At 72.3% G+C, this 19,231-nt stretch carries 16 protein-coding genes and 1 riboswitch; of the genes, 9 read left to right on the top strand and 7 right to left on the bottom strand.

Annotation, left to right across the window (positions count from 1 at the left end):
• Nucleotides 1-9: 9 nt before the first annotated feature.
• From AB0J67_RS23460 to AB0J67_RS23445, 4 genes are all read left to right on the top strand, one after another.
• The gene (locus AB0J67_RS23460) at nucleotides 10-396 is read left to right on the top strand and encodes a GntR family transcriptional regulator (protein ID WP_363485565.1); all 387 of its coding nucleotides are present in this window, start codon (nucleotides 10-12) and stop codon (nucleotides 394-396) included.
• 168 nt (nucleotides 397-564) lie between these two features.
• Complete coding sequence (locus AB0J67_RS23455) at nucleotides 565-2,376, top strand: glycoside hydrolase family 15 protein (RefSeq protein ID WP_363485564.1); 1,812 nt, start codon at nucleotides 565-567, stop codon at nucleotides 2,374-2,376.
• A gap of 141 nt (nucleotides 2,377-2,517) precedes the next feature.
• Nucleotides 2,518-2,608: riboswitch (ZMP/ZTP riboswitch) on the top strand.
• Nucleotides 2,609-2,627: 19 nt separating this feature from the next.
• Complete coding sequence (locus AB0J67_RS23450) at nucleotides 2,628-4,073, top strand: glycine hydroxymethyltransferase (RefSeq protein ID WP_363485563.1); 1,446 nt, start codon at nucleotides 2,628-2,630, stop codon at nucleotides 4,071-4,073.
• Between the two features lie 426 nt (nucleotides 4,074-4,499).
• On the top strand, nucleotides 4,500-4,898 hold the full coding sequence (locus tag AB0J67_RS23445; RefSeq protein WP_363485562.1) for a hypothetical protein: 399 nt from the start codon (nucleotides 4,500-4,502) through the stop codon (nucleotides 4,896-4,898).
• Nucleotides 4,899-5,075: 177 nt separating this feature from the next.
• Here AB0J67_RS23445 and AB0J67_RS23440 read toward each other — a convergent pair whose 3' ends face one another.
• The 3 genes from AB0J67_RS23440 to AB0J67_RS23430 all read right to left on the bottom strand — a co-directional run bounded on the left by AB0J67_RS23440 (nucleotide 5,076) and on the right by AB0J67_RS23430 (nucleotide 9,560).
• Nucleotides 5,076-7,859: a PQQ-dependent sugar dehydrogenase gene (locus tag AB0J67_RS23440; protein WP_363485561.1), complete on the bottom strand. Its 2,784-nt coding sequence runs from the start codon at nucleotides 7,857-7,859 to the stop codon at nucleotides 5,076-5,078.
• A gap of 276 nt (nucleotides 7,860-8,135) precedes the next feature.
• Complete coding sequence (locus AB0J67_RS23435) at nucleotides 8,136-8,879, bottom strand: hypothetical protein (RefSeq protein WP_363485560.1); 744 nt, start codon at nucleotides 8,877-8,879, stop codon at nucleotides 8,136-8,138.
• A gap of 102 nt (nucleotides 8,880-8,981) precedes the next feature.
• Nucleotides 8,982-9,560, bottom strand: a complete 579-nt coding sequence (locus AB0J67_RS23430; RefSeq protein ID WP_363485559.1) for a sigma-70 family RNA polymerase sigma factor — start codon at nucleotides 9,558-9,560, stop codon at nucleotides 8,982-8,984.
• 205 nt (nucleotides 9,561-9,765) lie between these two features.
• Between AB0J67_RS23430 and AB0J67_RS23425 the strand changes: the two genes are divergently transcribed.
• Together AB0J67_RS23425 and AB0J67_RS23420 are read left to right on the top strand one after the other, a co-directional pair.
• A complete protein-coding gene (locus tag AB0J67_RS23425) occupies nucleotides 9,766-10,149 on the top strand; it encodes a hypothetical protein (protein WP_363485558.1) in 384 nt (127 codons plus the stop codon).
• 2 nt (nucleotides 10,150-10,151) lie between these two features.
• On the top strand, nucleotides 10,152-12,269 hold the full coding sequence (locus AB0J67_RS23420) for a bifunctional polysaccharide deacetylase/glycosyltransferase family 2 protein (protein WP_363485557.1): 2,118 nt from the start codon (nucleotides 10,152-10,154) through the stop codon (nucleotides 12,267-12,269).
• A 47-nt stretch (nucleotides 12,270-12,316) separates the two neighbouring features.
• Here AB0J67_RS23420 and AB0J67_RS23415 read toward each other — a convergent pair whose 3' ends face one another.
• On the bottom strand, nucleotides 12,317-12,634 hold the full coding sequence (locus AB0J67_RS23415) for a helix-turn-helix transcriptional regulator (protein WP_363485556.1): 318 nt from the start codon (nucleotides 12,632-12,634) through the stop codon (nucleotides 12,317-12,319).
• Nucleotides 12,631-12,987: a type II toxin-antitoxin system RelE/ParE family toxin gene (locus AB0J67_RS23410; RefSeq protein WP_363485555.1), complete on the bottom strand. Its 357-nt coding sequence runs from the start codon at nucleotides 12,985-12,987 to the stop codon at nucleotides 12,631-12,633. Before AB0J67_RS23410 ends, AB0J67_RS23415 begins: the two co-directional genes overlap by 4 nt.
• Nucleotides 12,988-13,113: 126 nt before the next feature.
• On the opposite strand from AB0J67_RS23410, the gene AB0J67_RS23405 reads away from it, so the two are divergent.
• The gene (locus tag AB0J67_RS23405; protein ID WP_363485554.1) at nucleotides 13,114-14,211 is read left to right on the top strand and encodes a hypothetical protein; all 1,098 of its coding nucleotides are present in this window, start codon (nucleotides 13,114-13,116) and stop codon (nucleotides 14,209-14,211) included.
• Between the two features lie 101 nt (nucleotides 14,212-14,312).
• Here AB0J67_RS23405 and AB0J67_RS23400 read toward each other — a convergent pair whose 3' ends face one another.
• Nucleotides 14,313-15,266 (bottom strand): zinc metalloprotease, encoded by a 954-nt coding sequence (locus AB0J67_RS23400; protein WP_363485553.1) that lies wholly within the window; start codon nucleotides 15,264-15,266, stop codon nucleotides 14,313-14,315.
• A 214-nt stretch (nucleotides 15,267-15,480) separates the two neighbouring features.
• Between AB0J67_RS23400 and ligD the strand changes: the two genes are divergently transcribed.
• Nucleotides 15,481-16,920: a non-homologous end-joining DNA ligase gene (gene ligD / locus AB0J67_RS23395; RefSeq protein WP_363485552.1), complete on the top strand. Its 1,440-nt coding sequence runs from the start codon at nucleotides 15,481-15,483 to the stop codon at nucleotides 16,918-16,920.
• A gap of 75 nt (nucleotides 16,921-16,995) precedes the next feature.
• On the opposite strand, the gene AB0J67_RS23390 is transcribed toward ligD, so the two are convergent.
• Nucleotides 16,996-17,529, bottom strand: a complete 534-nt coding sequence (locus AB0J67_RS23390) for an EF-hand domain-containing protein (protein ID WP_363485551.1) — start codon at nucleotides 17,527-17,529, stop codon at nucleotides 16,996-16,998.
• Nucleotides 17,530-17,736: 207 nt separating this feature from the next.
• Here AB0J67_RS23390 and AB0J67_RS23385 point away from each other — a divergent pair, with 207 nt between their 5' ends.
• On the top strand, nucleotides 17,737-19,110 hold the full coding sequence (locus tag AB0J67_RS23385; RefSeq protein WP_363485550.1) for an NAD(P)/FAD-dependent oxidoreductase: 1,374 nt from the start codon (nucleotides 17,737-17,739) through the stop codon (nucleotides 19,108-19,110).
• Nucleotides 19,111-19,231 lie beyond the last annotated feature (121 nt).

Raw genomic sequence — 19,231 nt, 5'->3', positions numbered from 1 at the left:
GGGGCGGACGTGCAGCTCACCATCGACCCCGACAGCGCGGTGCCGCCGTACGAGCAGGTGCGCGCGGGCATCGCCGAACTGATCGGCAGCGGGGCGCTGCCCGCGGGCGCGCACCTGCCCACCATCCGGCGGCTCGCCGCCGACCTCGGGCTCGCCGTGAACACGGTGGCCCGCTCCTATCGCGAGCTGGAGGCGGCCGGCCTGGTGGTGAGCCGGGTCCGGCACGGCACGACGGTCGCCGAGCGCCGCCCGGACCTGTCCCCGGCCGAGCAGCAGGCCCGGCTGGACGAGGCCGCCCGGACCTACCGGGCCGCCGCGCGCTCGCTCGGGGTGAGCCTGGACGGGGCCGTCCAGGCGCTACGGCGGCTCGACACCGACGACGCGGCCCGCGACTGACGGCGCAGTTCCCCGGACGAGCCCGCCACGCCCCCGTGTCTGACCGTCGGGTCCGCGCCCGCAAGCCTGAGGGGCCGGGTCCGGCCCTAGGGGCGCATGGTCACTTCCGTGATCCGGCCTCAGCGGCGACCGGATGCTGTTCTCGCATTTCGGCCATATGCTGACAAGGTGGCGGACGCTGCGGGGCGCTACCTGGCGATCGCCGATCACGGGCTGATCGGGGACATGCGCAGCGTGGCGCTGGTCGGGGTGAACGGCACCATCGACTGGTACTGCTGCCCCCGGTTCGACTCGCCCAGCGTGTTCGCGTCGCTGCTCGACGCCGACCGGGGCGGCAGGTTCGAGCTGGCCCCGGCCGTGCCGGCGCAGACCAAGCAGTTCTACTTCCCGGACACCAACGTCCTGATCACCCGCTTCTACGCGTACGACGGGGTGGGCGAGATCCAGGACTTCATGCCGATCGTCGGGGATCCCACCGAGGCGGGCCGGCACCGCCTGATCCGCCGCGCGCTGTGCGTACGCGGCAAGCTGCCCTTCGCCGTGCTGGTCGCGCCCCGCTTCGACTACGGGCGCCAGCCGCACACCGCCCGGCGCGACGGCGACCGGATCCTGTTCGACTGCCCGCTGCTGTCGCTCGCGCTGACCAGCAGCGTCGACCTCACCGCCGACGGCCTCGACGCGCGGGCGGCCTTCACCCTCGGCGAGGGCGAGACGGCCGTGTTCGCGCTGGACCGGGTCTCCGACGAGGTGCGGCCCCGGTCGTGTCCACTGGAGGAGGCGGAGACCCAGTTCACCGAGACGGTGCGGTACTGGCGGCGCTGGCTGTCGGCCTCGCGCTACCGGGGCCGGTGGCGGGAGATGGTGCACCGCTCGGCGCTCACGCTCAAGCTGCTGACGTACGCCCCGACCGGCGCGATCGTCGCGGCGGCCACCACCAGCCTGCCCGAGCAGATCGGCGGCGAGCGCAACTGGGACTACCGCTACGTGTGGATCCGCGACGCCGCGTTCTGCCTGTACGCGATGCTGCGGCTGGGCTTCACCGAGGAGGCCGCGGCGTTCATGGACTTCCTGGACCGGCACGTGGCGATGCGCGGGGACGGCCCGGACGGCCCGTTGCAGATCATGTACGGCATCGACGGCCGTGCGGACCTCGTAGAGCAGGAGCTGCCGCACCTGGAGGGGTACCGCTGCTCGGCCCCGGTGCGGATCGGCAACGGCGCGGTGGGCCAGTTGCAGCTGGACATCTACGGCGCCCTGATCGACTCGATCTACCTCTACGACAAGTGGGCCAATCCGATCTCCAGCGACCGCTGGGAGGAGGTGACCGAGCTGGTGAACTGGGTGTGCGGGCACTGGGACCAGCCCGACGAGGGCATCTGGGAGACCCGCGGCGGCCGCCGCAACTTCCTCTACTCGCGCCTGATGTGCTGGGTCGCGATCGAACGCGGCATCCGCATGGCCACCCACCGCGGCCTGCCCGCCGACCTGCCGCGCTGGCGCCAGACCCGCGACGACATCTACTACCGCATCATGCGCAAGGGCTACTCCACGGCCCGGCAGGCGTTCACCCAGCACGAGGACGCCGAGGTGCTCGACGCCGCCGTCCTCATGATGCCGATGGCGAAGTTCGTCTCGCCGACCGACCCCAAGTGGCTGTCCACCCTGGACGCGCTCGCCGAGGACCTGGTCTCGGACTCCCTGGTCTACCGCTACGACCCGGCGGTCAGCCCCGACGGCCTGCGCGGCGTCGAGGGCACCTTCTCCATCTGCTCCTTCTGGTACGTCGAGGCCCTCTCCCGAGCCGGCCGCCTCGACGAAGCCCGCCTCGCCTTCGAAAAGATGCTCACCTACGCCAACCACGTAGGCCTGTTCGCCGAACAGATCGGCCACACCGGCGAACAGCTCGGCAACTTCCCCCAGGCCTTCACCCACCTCTCCCTCATCTCCGCCGCCGTCAACCTCGACCGCGCCCTCGGCTGACGGCCCCGCCCTCCGCCGGGTTGATCATGAACTTATGGACGTGTTCGACGGCGTGTCGCTGCCACAACTTCATGATCGACCATGATGTGGGCGCGAGCCGGTGCGGTGGCGGGCGGGGGAGCGGGTGGGTTGTTAGGGTGGAGGGTGGGCCGTGACTGGCGCGCTGGGATGGGTAACCATCGGGGAGCGGCTCCGTCATCGTGACGCTGTGCCGTGCGCCTGGGCCTCTTCCGTCTCGTCAAGGAGGTCCGATGTCTGACGCGTCCCTGTCCAGCGAGTCCCTGGCCTACCGCCACGCCCTGGACGTCATCGCCGCGGTCGAGCCCGCGGTCGCCGCCGCGATCGGCGCCGAGATCGCCGACCAGCGCGACTCGCTCAAACTCATCGCCAGCGAGAACTACGCCTCGCCCGCGACCCTGCTGGCGATGGGCAACTGGTTCAGCGACAAGTACGCCGAGGGCACCGTCGGCCGCCGCTTCTACGCCGGCTGCAAGAACGTCGACACGGTCGAGGCGCTCGCCGCGCAGCACGCCCGGGAGCTGTTCGGCGCGCCGCACGCGTACGTCCAGCCGCACTCCGGCATCGACGCCAACCTGGTCGCCTTCTGGGCCGTGCTCGCCCAGCGGGTGGAGGCCCCGGCGCTGGCCAAGGCGCAGGCTCGCCACGTGAACGACCTGTCCGAGGCGGACTGGGCGGAGCTGCGCCACCAGCTCGGCGACCAGCGGATGCTGGGCATGGCGCTGGACGCGGGCGGCCACCTCACCCACGGCTTCCGCCCCAACATCTCCGGCAAGATGTTCGAGCAGCGCAGCTACGGCACCGACCCGGCGACGGGCCTGGTCGACTACGACGCGCTGGCCAAGACGGCGCGCGAGTTCCGGCCGCTGATCATCGTCGCGGGCTACTCGGCGTACCCCCGGCTGGTGAACTTCCGGATCATGCGGGAGATCGCCGACGAGGTCGGCGCGACCCTGATGGTCGACATGGCCCACTTCGCGGGCCTGGTCGCGGGCAAGGTGCTCACCGGCGACTTCGACCCGATCCCGCACGCGCAGATCGTCACCACCACCACGCACAAGTCGCTGCGCGGCCCGCGCGGTGGCATGGTGCTGTGCCAGCCCGAGCTCGCCGACCAGGTCGACCGCGGCTGCCCGATGGTGCTCGGCGGCCCGCTGCCGCACGTGATGGCCGCCAAGGCGGTCGCGCTGGCCGAGGCCCGTCGTCCCGAGTTCCGCGACTACGCGCAGCGCATCGTCGACAACGCGCACGCGCTCGCCGAGGGCCTGCTGCGGCGCGGCGCGACGCTGGTCACCGGCGGCACCGACAACCACCTGGTGCTGCTGGACGTGTCGTCGTACGGTCTCACCGGCCGCCAGGCCGAGTCGGCGCTGCTCGACTCGAACATCGTCACCAACCGCAACGCCGTGCCCCAGGACCGCAACGGCGCGTGGTACACCTCCGGCATCCGGCTCGGCACGCCCGCGCTGACCACGCGCGGCCTGGGCACCGCCGAGATGGACCAGATCGCCGACCTGATCCACACCGTGCTCGCGGGCACCACCGCCGGCACCGGCAACGACGGCAAGCCGTCCAAGGCGGCATACGTGCTGGCCGACGGTGTCGCCGACCGGGTCGCCGGGCAGACCACCGACCTGCTGTCCGGCTTCCCGCTCTACCCGACCATCAACCTGGGCTGACCCCACGCACGCGGGACGGGCGGCCGGTCCGCCCGTCCGTCCCGCCCCGCCACGCCCGCCCGCTTGGCGTTGATCGCGAGTTCTGGTCGGGATCTGCAGTGTGACTACGGATTCTGACCAGAGAGAGCGATCATCGGGCGGGTTGAGAGCGCCGCGGCGAGCCGCAGCGTGCCGCGCCCGCTGTTCGGCCTGGCGTTGATCGCGGGTTCTGGTCAGGATCTGCAGTCTGACTACGGATTCTGACCGGAGACAGCGATCACCCCCCACGAAGCGGACGGCACGGGCGACCGGCGCCGGGGCGCGAGGTGAACCGCGTAGGTGGCCGGCATCGTGACGTCGAGGCGGGTGCCGGGCGAACCGCACGGGAGCGCGGTAGGGCTTGTCGCGCGGGGTGGCGGGGGTGCGCGGGTCGGCTAGCTTGGGGCCGTGAGAATGACGACCTTGTTGGTACTGGGGTTGGTGTGCCTGTGCGTGGTCGGGCTGATCGTCGTGATCGCCGCGGTCGCGCTGGTGGCCAGGGGCAAGGCCGGGCGGTCGCAGCAGCGTTCGCGCAGCGGGTACACCGGCTATCACCACGGCTCGACCGGCGACGGCGGTCTGGTCTACGACGACCCGCACCGGCCGGGCGGCGACCCCGACGGCTCCCGGGGCTGGTCCGGCGGTGACTCCGGCGAGTCCCGCGGCTGGTCCGGTGGGGACTCGGGCAGCTCCGGCGGCTGGTCGGGTGGGGACTCCGGCGGCTCGTCGAGCGGCGGCTGGTCGGGCGGCGACTCGGGCGGCTCCTCCTCCAGCAGCAGCGACTCGGGCGGCTCCAGCAGTTACTAGACATCAGGGCGGGGACCTCTCCTCGCTCGGCGAGGGACGGGTGCTGCCCGTCGGCACCGCGCCGGACCATGCGCCGGGAGTGGCCATCAGACAGGCGAAAGCGCGGCCAGACAGCCGAGAGGCCCCGGTCCCACCGTGACGGGGGGACCGGGGCCTCTCGGGGTTACCTGCCCCGGATCAGGGCTTCGGCTTGGTGGGCGTCGCGGCGACGGTGTCCACGGCGACCAGCGAGACCAGGTCGTTGAGATCCGCGCCGAGGTACGGGTAGTCGCCCGCGGCGAAGTACCGGCACAGGCCGACGTCGAGCACGGTCGGCTTCGTCCCGTTCACGCAGGCGACCGCGCGGTGCCCGGCGGCGACCTGCAGCGAGCTGATGTTGTCGTTGCCCGCGCCGTCGAGGCCGCCGCGCGCCGCCTCGAAGATGCCGGTGCCCAGCGACGACTTGCCGCCCTTGAAGTCCCGGTCGGCGTACGCGGTCACGTTGGCGCCCTTGACCGGGTCGCCGTCCACCAGCAGCAGCGAGATCGCGTCGTCGAGGTCGGTGCCGCCGAGCGCGTGCTCGCCGGCCGGGAAGGAGCGGCAGCGGCCGAGGTTGCCCAGCCCGCCGCCGGTGGCGCCGTCGCCGTCGCAGGCGACCAGGCGGTAGCCGGGCTCCACCCGCACCGTGCTGATCGCGTTGTCGCCGACCTCGGCCAGCTCGCGCTTGCCGCCCTCGTACACGCCCGCCTCGAAGCTCTGGGCCTTGCCCTTGCCCTTGGCCTCACTGGTCACGGTCACCGGCGGGCCGACGATGCCGATCAGCGACACCTTGCCGTTCAGCTCACCGAGGCTGGCGTGCTCGCCGCTGCCCAGGATGCGGCAGACGCCGAGGTCGGCGGCGCCCGCGCGGTCCTTGTCGCAGGCGAGCAGGCGGTACCCCGGGCCGACCTGCAGCGAGCTGATCGGCGTGCTCTCGCCGCCGGCGAGCTCACCCGCGATCGACTCGTGCATGCCCGCGCCGAGCTGCTGCGCGCTGCCCTTGAGGTTCGGCTCGCGGTAGCCGACGACGCCCTTGCCCGCGACGGGGCCGCCGAACACGGCGATCGACGAGATCTTGTCGTTGAAGTCGCCGAGCGCGCTGTGCTCGCCCGCCCCGAAGTAGCGGCAGGTGCCCAGGCTCGGCGCGGTCGCGGCGCCGTCGCAGGCGACGGCGCGGTAGCCGCCGGCCACCTTCAGCGAGCTGGCGGTGTTGTCCTTGACCTTGCCGAAGGCGCCCGCGGCGGCGTCGAAGACGCCGGTGCCCAGGCCGCGCGACTCGCCCTGGTACGCGCTGTCGGCGTACAGCGTCACCGGCGACGTGGTGCCCTTGGGGGCGTACCGCACGCGCAGGATCTTCGCACCGGAGTCGGTGGCGTCACCGATCTTCGTGTACAGCGTGGAGAAGTAGAGCCCGTCGGGTCCCGGGGCGAGGGCGGCCACGCTGGTCTTGCCGCTGCCGGTGTACTCGATCAGGGTCTTCGGGTCGTCGACGGAGCCGTCGGCGTTGAACTCGAACTCGACGATCTTCTTGCCGCGCCGCTGCGGTCCGCTGGCGTAGGTCGGGCCGCTCAGCGCGACGAACGCGTTGCCGTGCTTGTTCTGCGGGAAGCCCGCGGCGTGGTAGATCTGCGGCTCGGTGAACGTGATGTTGACGGGGCCCTGGGTCTCGTCCCAGTTGTAGAGGGCGTTCTTGGTGAGGCCGCTGGCGCCGCCCCGCCAGTGGTACCGGCCGCCCTTGGTGATGCGCGCGAAGCGGTCGTTGACCGACGGGCCGTTCTCCACCGAGTAGTGCTGGCCGTCGGCCAGGCGCCAGGCGCCGCCGAAGGGGTTGCGCAGCCCGTACGCCCAGATGTAGTCCGCGGCCTGGAACTTGCCGGTGCCCTTGTAGAACGGGTTGTCGCTGGGCGCGCTGCCGTCCAGGTTCATCCGCAGCACCTTGCCGCGGAACGAGTCCATGTCCTCGGCGGTCTCGGCGACGAAGCCGTCGCCCATGTGGACGTAGAGCTTGCCGTCCGGGCCGATGGTGAGGTTGGAGATCTGGTGCGAGGTCGACTGCTCCTCGTCCGGGAACTTGATGATCGTGGTCGCCTTGGCCGCGGTGAAGCCGCCGTCGGTGCTCTGGAAGCGCACGATCTTGGCCAGCAGGTCGCCGTCGTCCTTGTAGAGCATGGCGGCGAAGACGTCACCGGACTTCGGCTCGACCACGATGCCGGTCACGCCCATCTCGCCGGTGCCCGGGAACTGGGCGCTCGGGTCGAAGTTCAGCAGGTCCTTGGCGAAGGTCTTCTTCTGGAAGTCCCCGGTGACCGTGATGATCTTGCCGTAGAGCTCGGTGACGTAGAACAGCGGCTTGCTCTTGTCGGCGGGGTGGTTGGGCACCATCGCGATGTTGACCGGCAGCGCGAAGTCCTCGGCGACCTCCTCGACCACGAAGCCGGGCTGGTGGACCTTCCAGTCGCCCTCGCCGGGCAGCGGCTTGCGCTCCACGTCGGTCTTGAACGGACGCGAGGAGTACGAGCCCCACCCGCCGGACGTGTCGCGGTGGCGGACCCGCAGCGTGTACTGCCGGTCGGGGATCAGGTCGGCGCGGCCGGCGAACGAGTTCTCGAACACCCCGTCGCCGAGGTGGACGTGGACCCGGCCGGTGCCGCCGGCGCAGGAGTCGAACCAGACCCGCTCCCCGGAGTCGGGGTTGCCCGCCCAGATCTCCCAGTCGGTGCACAGGTGGGTGTCCCCGGCGTCGTTGTTCTGCATCGGACGTGTCTCCATGTGCACGTCCGCCGCGCTCAGCACGCGGTTGTCCTTCTCCGGTTCGGTGATCAGCGGCGCGGTCGGCGCCGCGGCCCGGGCGGCCGGCGGCGCGGGCGCCGCGGCGGTGGCGAACATCAGGGCGGCGGACAGCATCGCCGTGCCGAGCGCCCCTACTCGAAATTCAGTATTCATACCGGATAAGCCCCCGTATATGTCATCAAATGTGACAAACCAGGTCAGGCTACCCATAGCAGAGCGCCCCATAAAGCGCACGCGCCGGGGGGCGAGGCGCTTCGTGCGCGGGATGGCCAACCGGTGCGCGTCACACGTTCGGGAGGATTGCCGTGCGACGCGCACCGGTAAGTGCGGCTAACCATCAGACGGGACCGTCCCGGCCGCACCGGGTCGCTCCCACCGATAGAGCGCCACCGGGCGCCGCGGTGTCACCACGTCCGGCGCGCCGCCGCGTCAGCGCTCGGGCACCCGCGGCGTCTGGGTCACCCGCTGGGGCGCGCCGTTGTCCTTCGGCGACTTGGACGCGTGCGCCTTGCTCGGCTGGACCCGGCTCGGGTGGGGCGAGGGCACGGTGCTCGGCTGCCCGCCCTGCGGCTGGTTCCTCGCGTCCACCATCGCCTGGCAGTACGCCGTCAGGTCCTGGCCGGCCGCGGCCGCGAGCAGGGCGGCGTACTCCGGGCTGTCGGTGGCCTTCGGCTTGTCCCTGTCCGCGGTCGCCAGATACGACCGGCACAGCCCCATCAGGTTCCCGGGCAGCGACACCGCCGGCGCTGGGGTGAGGGACAGGCCCGACGGCGACGGTACGGCGGAGGCGCTCGCCGACGTGCCGGCGGGCGTGCGCGCCGACGAGGGCGAGCCGTCCGGATCCGACTGCGGGCCGATCGGGAACGGGTTGGGCAGCACGCCGGTGCCTGTGGCGAAGGCCACACCGCCCACGGTCAGCGCGGCCACCAGCGCGGTCGCCTTCAGCGTGATGGCGCGCCGCAGCGTGCCACGCGAACGGGCCTCTGGCGCGGGGTATGCCGCGCGGAACGCCGCCAGCACCGCGTCCGCTCCGGCGAGCTCCTCCGGCCGACCGGGCGCCGCCGCGCGCATCAGCAGCCCGACCAGCGGATCACCGCTGTCGAGCCGGGCGTGCGCGTCGTCGAGCAGCCGCTCGGAGGCCGCCTGGTCGTGCTCGTCGAACTGCCCGCTCATGCCCCCTCCTCGCTCTGCTCGCCGGCGGCAGACGCCGCCGCACCCGACCGCAAGATTCGCTCGTTCATATCACCCTCTTGAGCGCCGGGCGTCCCTGCGGTGTCACTGCCCGCCCCCCGTCCGGTCCCCGCCCAGCACGTCGGCCAGGCGCCGCAGCCCGCGGTGCGCCGCCATCCGCACCGCACCCGGCCGCTTGCCCAGCACGTCGGCGGCCGACTGCGCGTCCAGGCCCATCACCGCGCGCAGCAGCACCGCCTCGGCCTGGTCGCGGGGCAGCGCCGCGATGAGCGCGAGAGCCCCGTCAGTGGTCATCGCCTGCTCGACGGCGGCCGCGGTGTCGTCACCGGCGGGCAGGTCCGCCATCGCCTCCACCGGCATCGGCACCGACGGGCGGCGCTGGTGGTGACGCAGGTGGTCCATGGCGCGGTGCCGCGCGATGGTCGCCGCCCAGCGCCGGAACCCGCTCTCGTCGCCACGGAACGTGCGCAGGTCACGGACGATCTGCAACCAGGTCTCGGAGGCGACGTCCTCGGCGTCGGAGCCGACGAGCAGGCGCAGGTAACGCAGCAGCGCGGGCTGCACCGCGAGGTAGATCCGGTTGAACGCCGCCTCGTCGCCGTGCCGGGCCGATTCCACCGCTGCCGACAGGTCGGCAGCAGCGTGCGGACGCACGTCGGTCACCGGCAGCTCCCCTCGCGCACGCGTCCCTGAGCGATTGATTGTGCACACACAGCACCCGTCTGCGCGAACCCGGTCCGCACCGGCCGGGGATACGCCGCCCGCGCAGTGACACCTCCCGGGGCCGCGACGCTCTATCGGCGGGTGCGTGCGCACGCACCCGCCGCCGGGCACGCCCCGCGGCGTGTACGAGGTCAGGGCAGCGGAGATGAGCAGAAGAAGAGGTGCGAGCCGTCCGGTCTTCGTCGACCGCACCGGACGCCGGCGGCGGATGTTCACCCTGCTGGCCGCGGGCGGCGGGGTGCTGCTGACGCTGATGATCGGGGTCGTGGCGGCGGGCTTCCTCGGCGTGGACCCGGCCCGCCTGCCCGGCCTGCCCCAGTTGCTGCCCGATCACCCGGCCGCCGGGACCTCGCCGACGCCGGAGCGGTCCCCGACCGCCGCGCCGCAGCCGCGCCCCGCGCCGACCACCGCGGCGCCCTCGGCGTCGCCCGCGAAGCAGACGGGCAAGCCCTCCCCGCAGCCCTCCGCCAGCAGCCGCGGCAACCGGCCCACCGACCGGCCCCACCCGACCGCGTCGAAGAAGAAGTAGGCATGGCGATTCACCAGAAGCGGCGCGAGCCGCGCGCGCACTGGCTGCTGCTGGCACTGTTCCTCGTGGTGGCGCTCGCCGGGCTGTGCCTCAACGGGTACGTCGAGCACGTCGGCGCGGAGGGCAGCGGCCCGCACCCGGTCGCCGACGACCGCCCGGCCCCCGACGAGGTGGTGCAGGGCGGTCCCGTGCAGCGGCCGGCGGCCGACGGCACCGTCACCACCAGCGCGATGCCGGCCAAGACCATCGCGCTGACCTTCGACGACGGCCCGGACCCGCAGTGGACCCCGCGGATCCTCGACGTGCTCGCCCGCCACGACGCGGCGGCCACGTTCTTCGTGGTCGGGGCGCAGGTCAACCGGCACCCCGACCTCGCCCGGCGGATCGTCGACTCCGGCAGCGAGATCGCGGCGCACACCTTCACCCACCTCGACCTGACCGCGGCGCCGGCCTGGCAGCGGTCCGTCGAGACGACGCTCACCGGCAACGCCGTCGCCGCCGCGACCGGCGTGCGGCCCACCCTGATGCGCCCGCCCTACTCGGCCACTCCCGACGCGGTGACCGCCGGCGCGTACGACGCCATGCGGCAGGCCGCCGACCACGGCTACCTGACCGTGCTCACCGACCTCGACACCCGCGACTGGGCGCGGCCCGGCGTGGCGCAGATCGTCGACGCGGCCACCCCGGAGGCCGGTGCGGGGGCGGTCGTGATGATGCACGACTCCGGCGGCGACCGGTCGCAGACCGTGGCCGCGCTCGACGTCCTCATCCCGCGGCTGCAGCAGCAGGGTTACCGCTTCACCACCGTCTCGCAGGCGCTGGACCTGCCCGCGGCGCCGCCCGCCGAGGCCGGCCTGCGGCTGCGCGGCCACGCTCTGCGCTGGGCGCAGCTCGGCTCGGGCTGGCTGGCCGCGGCGATGACCTGGCTCATGCTGGCCGCGGTGGTGCTGGCCCTGCTGCGACTGGTCGTGCAGGTGTGGTGCGCGCGCGTGCACGTGCGCCGGGTCCGCAAGGCGGCGCGCCGGCGCAAGCGCTACGTCGGGGCGGTCTCGGTGATCGTGCCCGCCTACAACGAGTCGGCCAACATCGAGGCGACCGTGCGCTCGCTGATCGCCGGCGACTACCCGAACGTCGAGGTCATCGTCGTCGACGACGGCTCCAGCGACGGCACCGCCGAGCTCGTGCGCCGGCTGCGCCTGCCCAACGTGTACGTCGTCGAGCAGGAGAACGCAGGCAAGCCCACCGCCCTGAACACCGGCGTCATGTTCGCCCGCGGCGACATCCTGGTCATGGTCGACGGCGACACGGTCTTCGAGCCCGACGCGATCGGGGAGCTGGTGCAGCCGCTGGCCGACCCGTCCGTCGGCGCGGTGTCCGGCAACACCAAGGTGGCCAACCGCGGCGGGCTGCTCGGCCGCTGGCAGCACCTCGAGTACGTGATCGGCTTCAACCTCGACCGGCGCATGTTCGACATCCTGCAGTGCATGCCGACCGTGCCGGGCGCGATCGGCGCGTTCCGCCGCGAGGCCGTGGTGGACGTGGGCGGCGTGTCCACCCAGACGCTCGCCGAGGACACCGACTTCACCATGGCGATCATCCGGGCCGGCTGGCGCGTGGTGTACGCCCCCGACGCCATCGCCTGGACCGAGGCGCCCGCGTCGCTGCGCCAGCTGTGGCGCCAGCGCTACCGCTGGTGCTACGGCACCATGCAGGCGATGTGGAAGCACCGGCGGGCGGTCGTCGAGTCGGGCGCGTCCGGCCGGCTGGGCCGCCGCGGGCTGGCGTACCTGACGCTGTTCCAGGTGATCCTGCCGCTGGCCGCGCCCATGGTCGACATCTACGGCGTGTACGGGGCGATCTTCCTGCCGCCGCTGCAGACGGCCGCGGTCTGGCTGGGCTTCACGGCGCTGCAGGCGCTGACCGCCGCGTACGCCCTCAGGCTCGACGGCGAGCGCTACGGTCCGATCTGGAGCCTGCCGCTGCAGCAGGTGGTGTACCGGCAGCTGATGTACCTGGTGGTGATCCAGTCCACGGTGATGGCGCTGGTCGGCGACCGTCTGCGCTGGCACCGGATGGTGCGCACCGGCGCCGCCACCGCCCGCGCCCGCACCCACGTCTGACCTGACGGTCTGGCGGTCTACGCGGAGGTGCGGGCGGGGGAGTGGGCTCAAGCGGTCGCCGTCCGGGGCGGGCTCGCGGGTCTGGGCACGAACGTGACGCTGAGTTCGGCGTCCAGTGCGCGGGCCAGGCGCTCCAACACGTTCAGGGTGGGCACGGTGCCGCCGGCCTCGAAGCGGGCCACCGCGGACTGCGTCATGCCCGCAGCCTTGGCCAGCTCGGACTGGCTCCAGCCGCGCTGCTCCCGTCGTTCGCGAACCGCCCTGCCCAGCTCGTAGGCAAGGCGGGTGGCCTCGTACTCCTCCACGGCACCCTGCTCGGCCATGCGCCGGTCACGTAGCGACCGCCAGTCACCACTTCCGGTCATCGCGCCACCTCCTCATCCTCCACGGTATGGGCTTCGGTGATGCACGCGGCCAGTGCTCGCCGTGCGCGCGCTACCTCCCGGCTCTCCCGCCACCGGGTCTTGCGGAACACCGTCAGCAGGATCACGCGTCGATCGCCGGCGATCCAGTAGGTGACCCGCACCGGTGTGCCGTCCAGGTGGAAGCGCAGCTCCCGTAGCTTGCCGTCCAGTTGCTTCGTATAGGGCTCACCGAGTAGAGGACCCTGCTCGGCAAGCAGATCGATGTAGAACGTCGTCCTCGCGAACAGCGCCGTAGGTAATTGCTCCAGCCAGCTCCGGACCTCCGGCTCCAGCTCCACCGTACCCCAGGTCATAGCATCGATGCTATGGCGATGAAGTCGGTGATCGCCAATCGAGCAGAGTGACGTATCGGCATCCGTTGACGCCTTAATGGTGAACCTTGTTTCCGGTTCCTGTCGGGCATACCAACGGAGGTCCTCATGAGACGCCTGGCACTCCTGCTCGCGGTGCTGATCGGGCTGGCCGGCCCGCTGCCCGCGGCGGCCGCACCCGCACCCGCGCCGCAGGCGGCGGCGGTCACGCCGATCCAGATCTACGGCGCGTGGCACTGCAGCAACGACGCCTGCCTGTGGGGCGCGGTGCGGTCGGTCGCCGAGTTCGACAGCCAGAACCACTGGCTCGTCGACCGCGGCGACGGCCGCCCCTCGGTCAACCTGGTGGTGCTCAGCTTCGTCAACCCGCTGCGGCTGCTGAACCAGACCACCGACGCGACCACGCTCGACGGCGTGCCACGCGGCATGACCCAGGAGATCGTCGACCACTTCACCTCGCGCGGCATCAGGGTGATGTTCTCCATCGGCGGCATCACGTACACCGACGACTGGGACGCGGCGCTGGCCGCGAACGGCACCCTGCTCGGCCAGCGCGCGGCGGCGGTGGCGACCCGGTTCGGGGTCGGCATCGAGATCGACTACGAGCAGAACACGAACCCGAACACCGCCGCCCTGCAGCGTTTCATCGATGCCTACCGGGCGGTGCACCCGTACGACGCCTCGGGGGCGAACCCGCGGGCGCGGCTGACCATCGACGTCGCGGCGGGCGACCGGTGGCTGATCGAGCTGAACCGCAAGGCGACCGCGGACTGGCTGCGCACCGACACCCCGGTGCTGGACTGGGCGAACGCGATGGTCCCGGCGCGGCAGCCGTCGGTGTCGGCGGCGCAGGCCAACTGGCAGGAGCATGTGGACGGCAAGCCGCAGTTCAGCCCGCCGGTGCCGCCGCTGGCGCCGGCGAAGTTCACCGGTGGTCTCTACGTCGCCGAGGGCAGGCAGGCCCGGCCCGAGTGCACCAGCTACGCGAACTCGCTGCAGAAGGCGACCGCGCCCTACGTCCAGTCGGTCGCGCCCAACGGCGCGGGCACCACGGCGGGCATGCTCGGCTTCATGTTCTGGGCCGCGGAGAAGCCCTCGACTCGCGGCATCGGCACCGCCCCGCCGAACACCTGCGAGGCGGGCATGGGCACCGGCGCCACCGCCCTCGCGGTCCCCATCCCCATGCCGCCACTCCGCCACAGCTGACCTGACCCGAAGATCCCGACGATCTTGCGCGAACTGTTGGGGATATGCCCGGTGGGGGCGTGTCGTCCCCACCGTACGCGCAAGATCGTCGGGGGCGGGGGTCAGGCGCGGTAGGCGTTCCAGGCGTCGAGCATGCGGGTGGCCTGGCCTGCGGTGAACTCGTACATGCAGGCGTCGTCGGTGTAGTCCATGAAGTTGTGGATCGGGTCCAGGCCGGGCTTGCTCTTGCAGGTGTCGAGGTTGGTGGGGCAGCCGAAGGCGGCCGACTTCTCGGCGGGGGTGTCGGCGACCTGGTCGCCCTGGCCGTTACAACCGCCCTGGAAGGTGTGGTAGAGGTTCAGCCAGTGGCCGACCTCGTGGGTCGCGGTGTCGCCCAGGTTGTACGGGCTGGCGTTGCCGCCCGGCAGCGACTCGGCGAGCAGCACCGCGCCGTCGTAGGACGTGATGTTGGACTGGGGGAAGGTGGCCCAGCCGAGCAGGTCCTGGCTGAGCAGGCCGGTGTAGATGTTGAGGGTGCCCGCGCCGCCGACGCGCAGCGCCGCCTTCATCTGCTTCTCGGTGTTGGAGTTGTAGACGATCGGGTACCAGGCGGGGTTGGTCACCCGGTTGATCGACTGGAGCTGGAAGGCGAACGCGGTCGCGGCACCGCCGGTGGCGCCGGCGTACGCCTGGTTCAGCACGTTGATCTGGCTGCTGATCATCGAGTCGGGGATGTTGCCGTTGGCGCGGGTGCCGTCCTCGGAGATCACGTGCACCACCACGGGGATGGTGACCGTGGCGGCGGCCGCGGAGGCTGCCGCGGCGGGCGCCTTGCCGCGCGCCTTGAGGGCGGCGGCCAGGGCCTTCTCATTGGCGGCGACCTGCTCGGCGGTGAGCTCGTTGGGGTCTTGCTTGGCCGCGCCGCCGGGCTTGGCCTTCGCGTGCGCGTCCGCGGCGGGCTCCACGCAGACCGGTGCGGGCGTCGCGGCCACACCGACCGCCGCCCCTCCGGTGAGAGTGGACGCCGCGACGAGCGCGGTCAGCCCGAGTGTGCTGAGGGAGCGCCTCAGGTTCATCGAATCACCTCTCCTGCCCCCGGCGCGGTGGGGTTGTCCGCGCCGTTCCCATGCATGTGGGAGGGACGCTAGAGATGATCGATGGGGATCGAAATCATTCGATCGTATGGCTTCGATGTCGCGGGCCGTGTCACGGATGGCGGCGGTCACCGCGCTGCGGCCGGACAACCCGGTTCGGACCCGGCCGGGCGCTCGCGCGGGGTAGAACTGGGCTGTGGCCGACAAGCTCGCGCCGTACCGGGGCAAGCGCTCGGCGAAGCGTACGCCCGAGCCGGTGCCCGCGCCCGGGCCGCTGCCGCGCGGGCACGACGACACGTTCGTCATCCAGGAGCACCACGCCCGCGCGCTGCACTGGGACTTCCGGCTGGAGCGCGGCGGCGTGCTCGTCTCCTGGGCCGTGCCCAAGGGCCTGCCGCTGGACCCGAAGGACAACCGCCTCGCCGTCCACACCGAGGACCATCCGCTCGAGTACGCCTCGTTCGAGGGCGGCATCCCCGAGGGCGAGTACGGCGCGGGCCGGGTGACCGTCTGGGACCGGGGCCGCTACGAGTGCGAGAAGTGGACCGACGACGAGGTCAAGGTGGTGCTGCACGGCGAGCGGGTGCAGGGGCGCTACGTGCTGATCCACACGCGGGGCACGCAGTGGCTGGTGCACCGGATGGACGCGGCGCCCGCCGACCGGGCACCGCTGCCGGAGCTGGTCCGGCCGATGCTGGCCACGCTGGGCGAGCTGCCCCCGGCCGCGCAGGACGGCCGGTACGGGTACGAGCTGAAGTGGGACGGCGTGCGCGCGATCGTGTACGCCGAGGGCGGCCGGGTGCGCGCGCTGACGCGCAACGACCTCGACGTCACCGCCGGCTACCCGGAGCTGCGCGCGTTCGGGGAGGCGCTCGGGTCGACGAGCGCGGTGTTCGACGGGGAGCTGATCGCGTTCGACGCCGCCGGGCGGGTGTCGTTCGGGGCGCTGCAACAGCGCATGCACCTGCAGGACGCGGCGCGGGTGCGGCGGCTGTCCGCGCAGACCCCGGTCACGTACGTCCTGTTCGACCTGCTGCACCTGGACGGGCGCGACACCACGCGGCTGCCGTACCGGGAGCGCCGCGAGTTGCTGGAGGGGCTGGCGCTGAGCGGACCGCACTGGGACACCCCGCCGTACACCGAGGGCGGCGGGCCGCGGCTGCTGGAGACCTCGCGCGAGCAGGGCCTGGAAGGGGTGATGGCCAAGCTGCTCGACGCGCCCTACGAACCCGGCCGCAGATCACGCGCCTGGATAAAGGTCAAGAATCTGCGTACGCAGGAGGTCGTGGTCGTCGGCTGGCGGCCGGGCCAGGGAAACCGTGCCGACACCGTCGGCTCGCTGCTGCTGGCCCTGCCGGAGGCGGACGGCCTGCACTACGCGGGCTCGGTCGGCACCGGCTTCACCCGGCAGATGCTCGACGACCTGCGCACCCGCCTGTCGAAGCTGGAACGCAAGGGCTCGCCGCTGGCCGGCGCGCCACCGACCCGCGATGTCAAGGACGCGCACTGGGTGAGCCCGAAGCTGGTCGGCGAGGTGCGCTTCACCGAGTGGACGCGCGACGGCAGGCTGCGCCACCCCGCCTGGCGCGGCCTGCGCCCCGACAAGTCCCCACAGAACGTCGCCCGCGAGTCGTGACCGCGCAGGCCGCCGAAGCCAGAGAGTTAGGAAGGGCACCTTCTACCACGGAAAACGATAAGAAGGTGCCCTTCCTTACCTGCCCAGCAGGGGGATGTCGAGGATGCCGGCGTGGTAGTCGCGGACGGCCTGGGACAGCTCGTCGATGCTGAGCTGGCCGTCGTGGTCGGCGTCGATCTGGTCGAAGGCCTCCTCGGCGTGCGGCTTGGTCACCCCGATCGCCTCGATCCAGTTGCGGAACTCGGCCGGGTTGATCTGCCGGTCGCCGTCGGCGTCGCACAGGTCGAGCGTGGCCGACAGGGTCGGACGCAGCACGGCGCTGAAACCGGTGTCGCCCATCAGGATGATCTCGGTCTGCGCGACGCGGTCGAACTGCTTGGCCGACAGCGTGCCGTCGGGGTCGATGTTCGCCTTCGCCGCCAGGTAGTCCCACATCGCCAGGTACGAGTCGAGCACGGCGCGGCCGCGTGGCGAGCGCTCGTCCTCGCCGAAGGCGGCGATGATGCGGCGGCCCTCGTTCTCGAAGTCCGAGCGGTCCACGTGCCCGTTGCCGTCGGTGTCCCACAGCCGGAATCGCCGTGCGAGCCGCTCGCTCCGAACGTCCAACATGTGCCGCACCCCCTGCTCTGCCGGCGCGTCACGCCGCCCGGAACCAAGGGCCTCTTATGGGAACCGTTAGCCGCGGAGCCCGAGGCCTGACTGGACATTACCAAGCCCGGCGAACCAGTGACGGGACGTTGCCGTTCTGTGACACAGTGTGCGCGGGAGGCGGTCGCGCGCGTTTGCCGTACGCCGCCACGGGGAATGGAGACGCGTATGGCGCGCCCTCGCATCGTCATCATCGGGGCGGGGTTCGCGGGTTTCCACGTGGCCCGCGGCCTGTCCCGTTCGGCGCGCGGCAGCGCCGACATCGTCCTGATCAACCCCACCGACTACCTGCTCTACGTGCCGCTGCTGCCCGAGGTCATGGCCGGCCTGCTGGAGCCGCGCCGCATCGCCGTCGCCCTGGCCCGCGCGCTGCCGCACGTGCGGCTCGTGCCGGGCGACGTCCAGAGCATCGACCTCGACCGCCGCCGGCTGCTCTGCCTCGGCCCCGAGGGCACCACCGCGACCGTCGAGTACGACCGGCTTGTGATCACCCCGGGCAGCGTCAACCGGCTGCTGCCCATCCCGGGCGTCGGCATGTACGCCCACGGCCTGCGCGGCCTCGCCGAGGCGATGTTCCTGCGCGACCACATCACCCTCCAGCTCGAACTGGCCGCCAACACCGCCGACGCCGAGGAGCGCCGCGCACGCTGCACGTTCGTCGTGGTCGGCGCGGGCTACACCGGCACCGAGGTCGCCGCGCACGGGCAGCTGTTCACCGATGCGCTCGCCGAGGCCCTGCCCCGGCTGCGGGAACGGCCGCGCTGGATGCTGCTCGACACCGCCGACCGGGTGCTGCCCGAGCTCGACCCGCGGCTGTCGCGCACCGCCGCCCGGGTGCTCGCCCGGCGCGGCGTCGACGTGCGCATGCGCACCTCCGTGGCGGAGGCCGAGGCCGAGGGCGTCCGGCTCACCGACGACTCGTACGTGCCGACGCGCTCGCTGATCTGGTGCGTCGGCGTACGCCCCGACCCGCTCGTCGAGGACCTCGGCCTGCGCACCGAGCAGGGCCGGCTGGTGGTCGACGAGTACCTCACCGTCCCCGGGCACCCCGAGCTGTTCGCCTGCGGCGACGCCGCCGCCGTGCCCGACCTGACCCGCCCCGGCCACTACACGCCGATGACCGCCCAGCATGCCGTGCGGCAGGGCCGGGTGGCGGCGCACAACGTCGCGGCGTCGTACGGGGTGGGCAGGCGCAAGGCGTACCGCCATCATGATCTGGGGTTCCTGGTCGACCTCGGCGGCTGGGACGCGGCGGCCAACCCGCTCGGGGTGCCGCTGTCGGGGCTGCCCGCGGCCGTGGTGACGCGCGGGTACCACCTGCTCTCGCTGCCCGGCAACCGGGCGCGGGTCGCGGCCGACTGGGTGCTCGACGCGCTGCTGCCCGCACCCGCGGTCCGCCTCGGCCTGGTCCCGCCGCAAGCCGCCGACCTGCAGATGAACTGCGAACCGGTAGCCGCCGAGGGGCGCCACGCCGTCACGGGGACGCCCCCGGTCCCGGCCGGCTTCGTCCCCGCCCCGGACGACGACCCACACTCCCACTGATCACCGCCCCCGCCCCGCCCCGCGCGCACCGACGTGGACGCGGGCGGTGGACGTGGGCGTTGGGCGGTGGACGTAGACGTTGGCCTATCTGGATGACGGATTCGTGATCGAAGTCATCCAG

The sequence above is a fragment of the Catellatospora sp. NPDC049609 genome (genome assembly GCF_040675365.1).
Taxonomy (GTDB): domain Bacteria; phylum Actinomycetota; class Actinomycetes; order Mycobacteriales; family Micromonosporaceae; genus Catellatospora.
The sequence above is the reverse complement of the archived record's forward strand: the minus strand, read 5'-3'. Positions and strand labels throughout refer to the sequence as shown.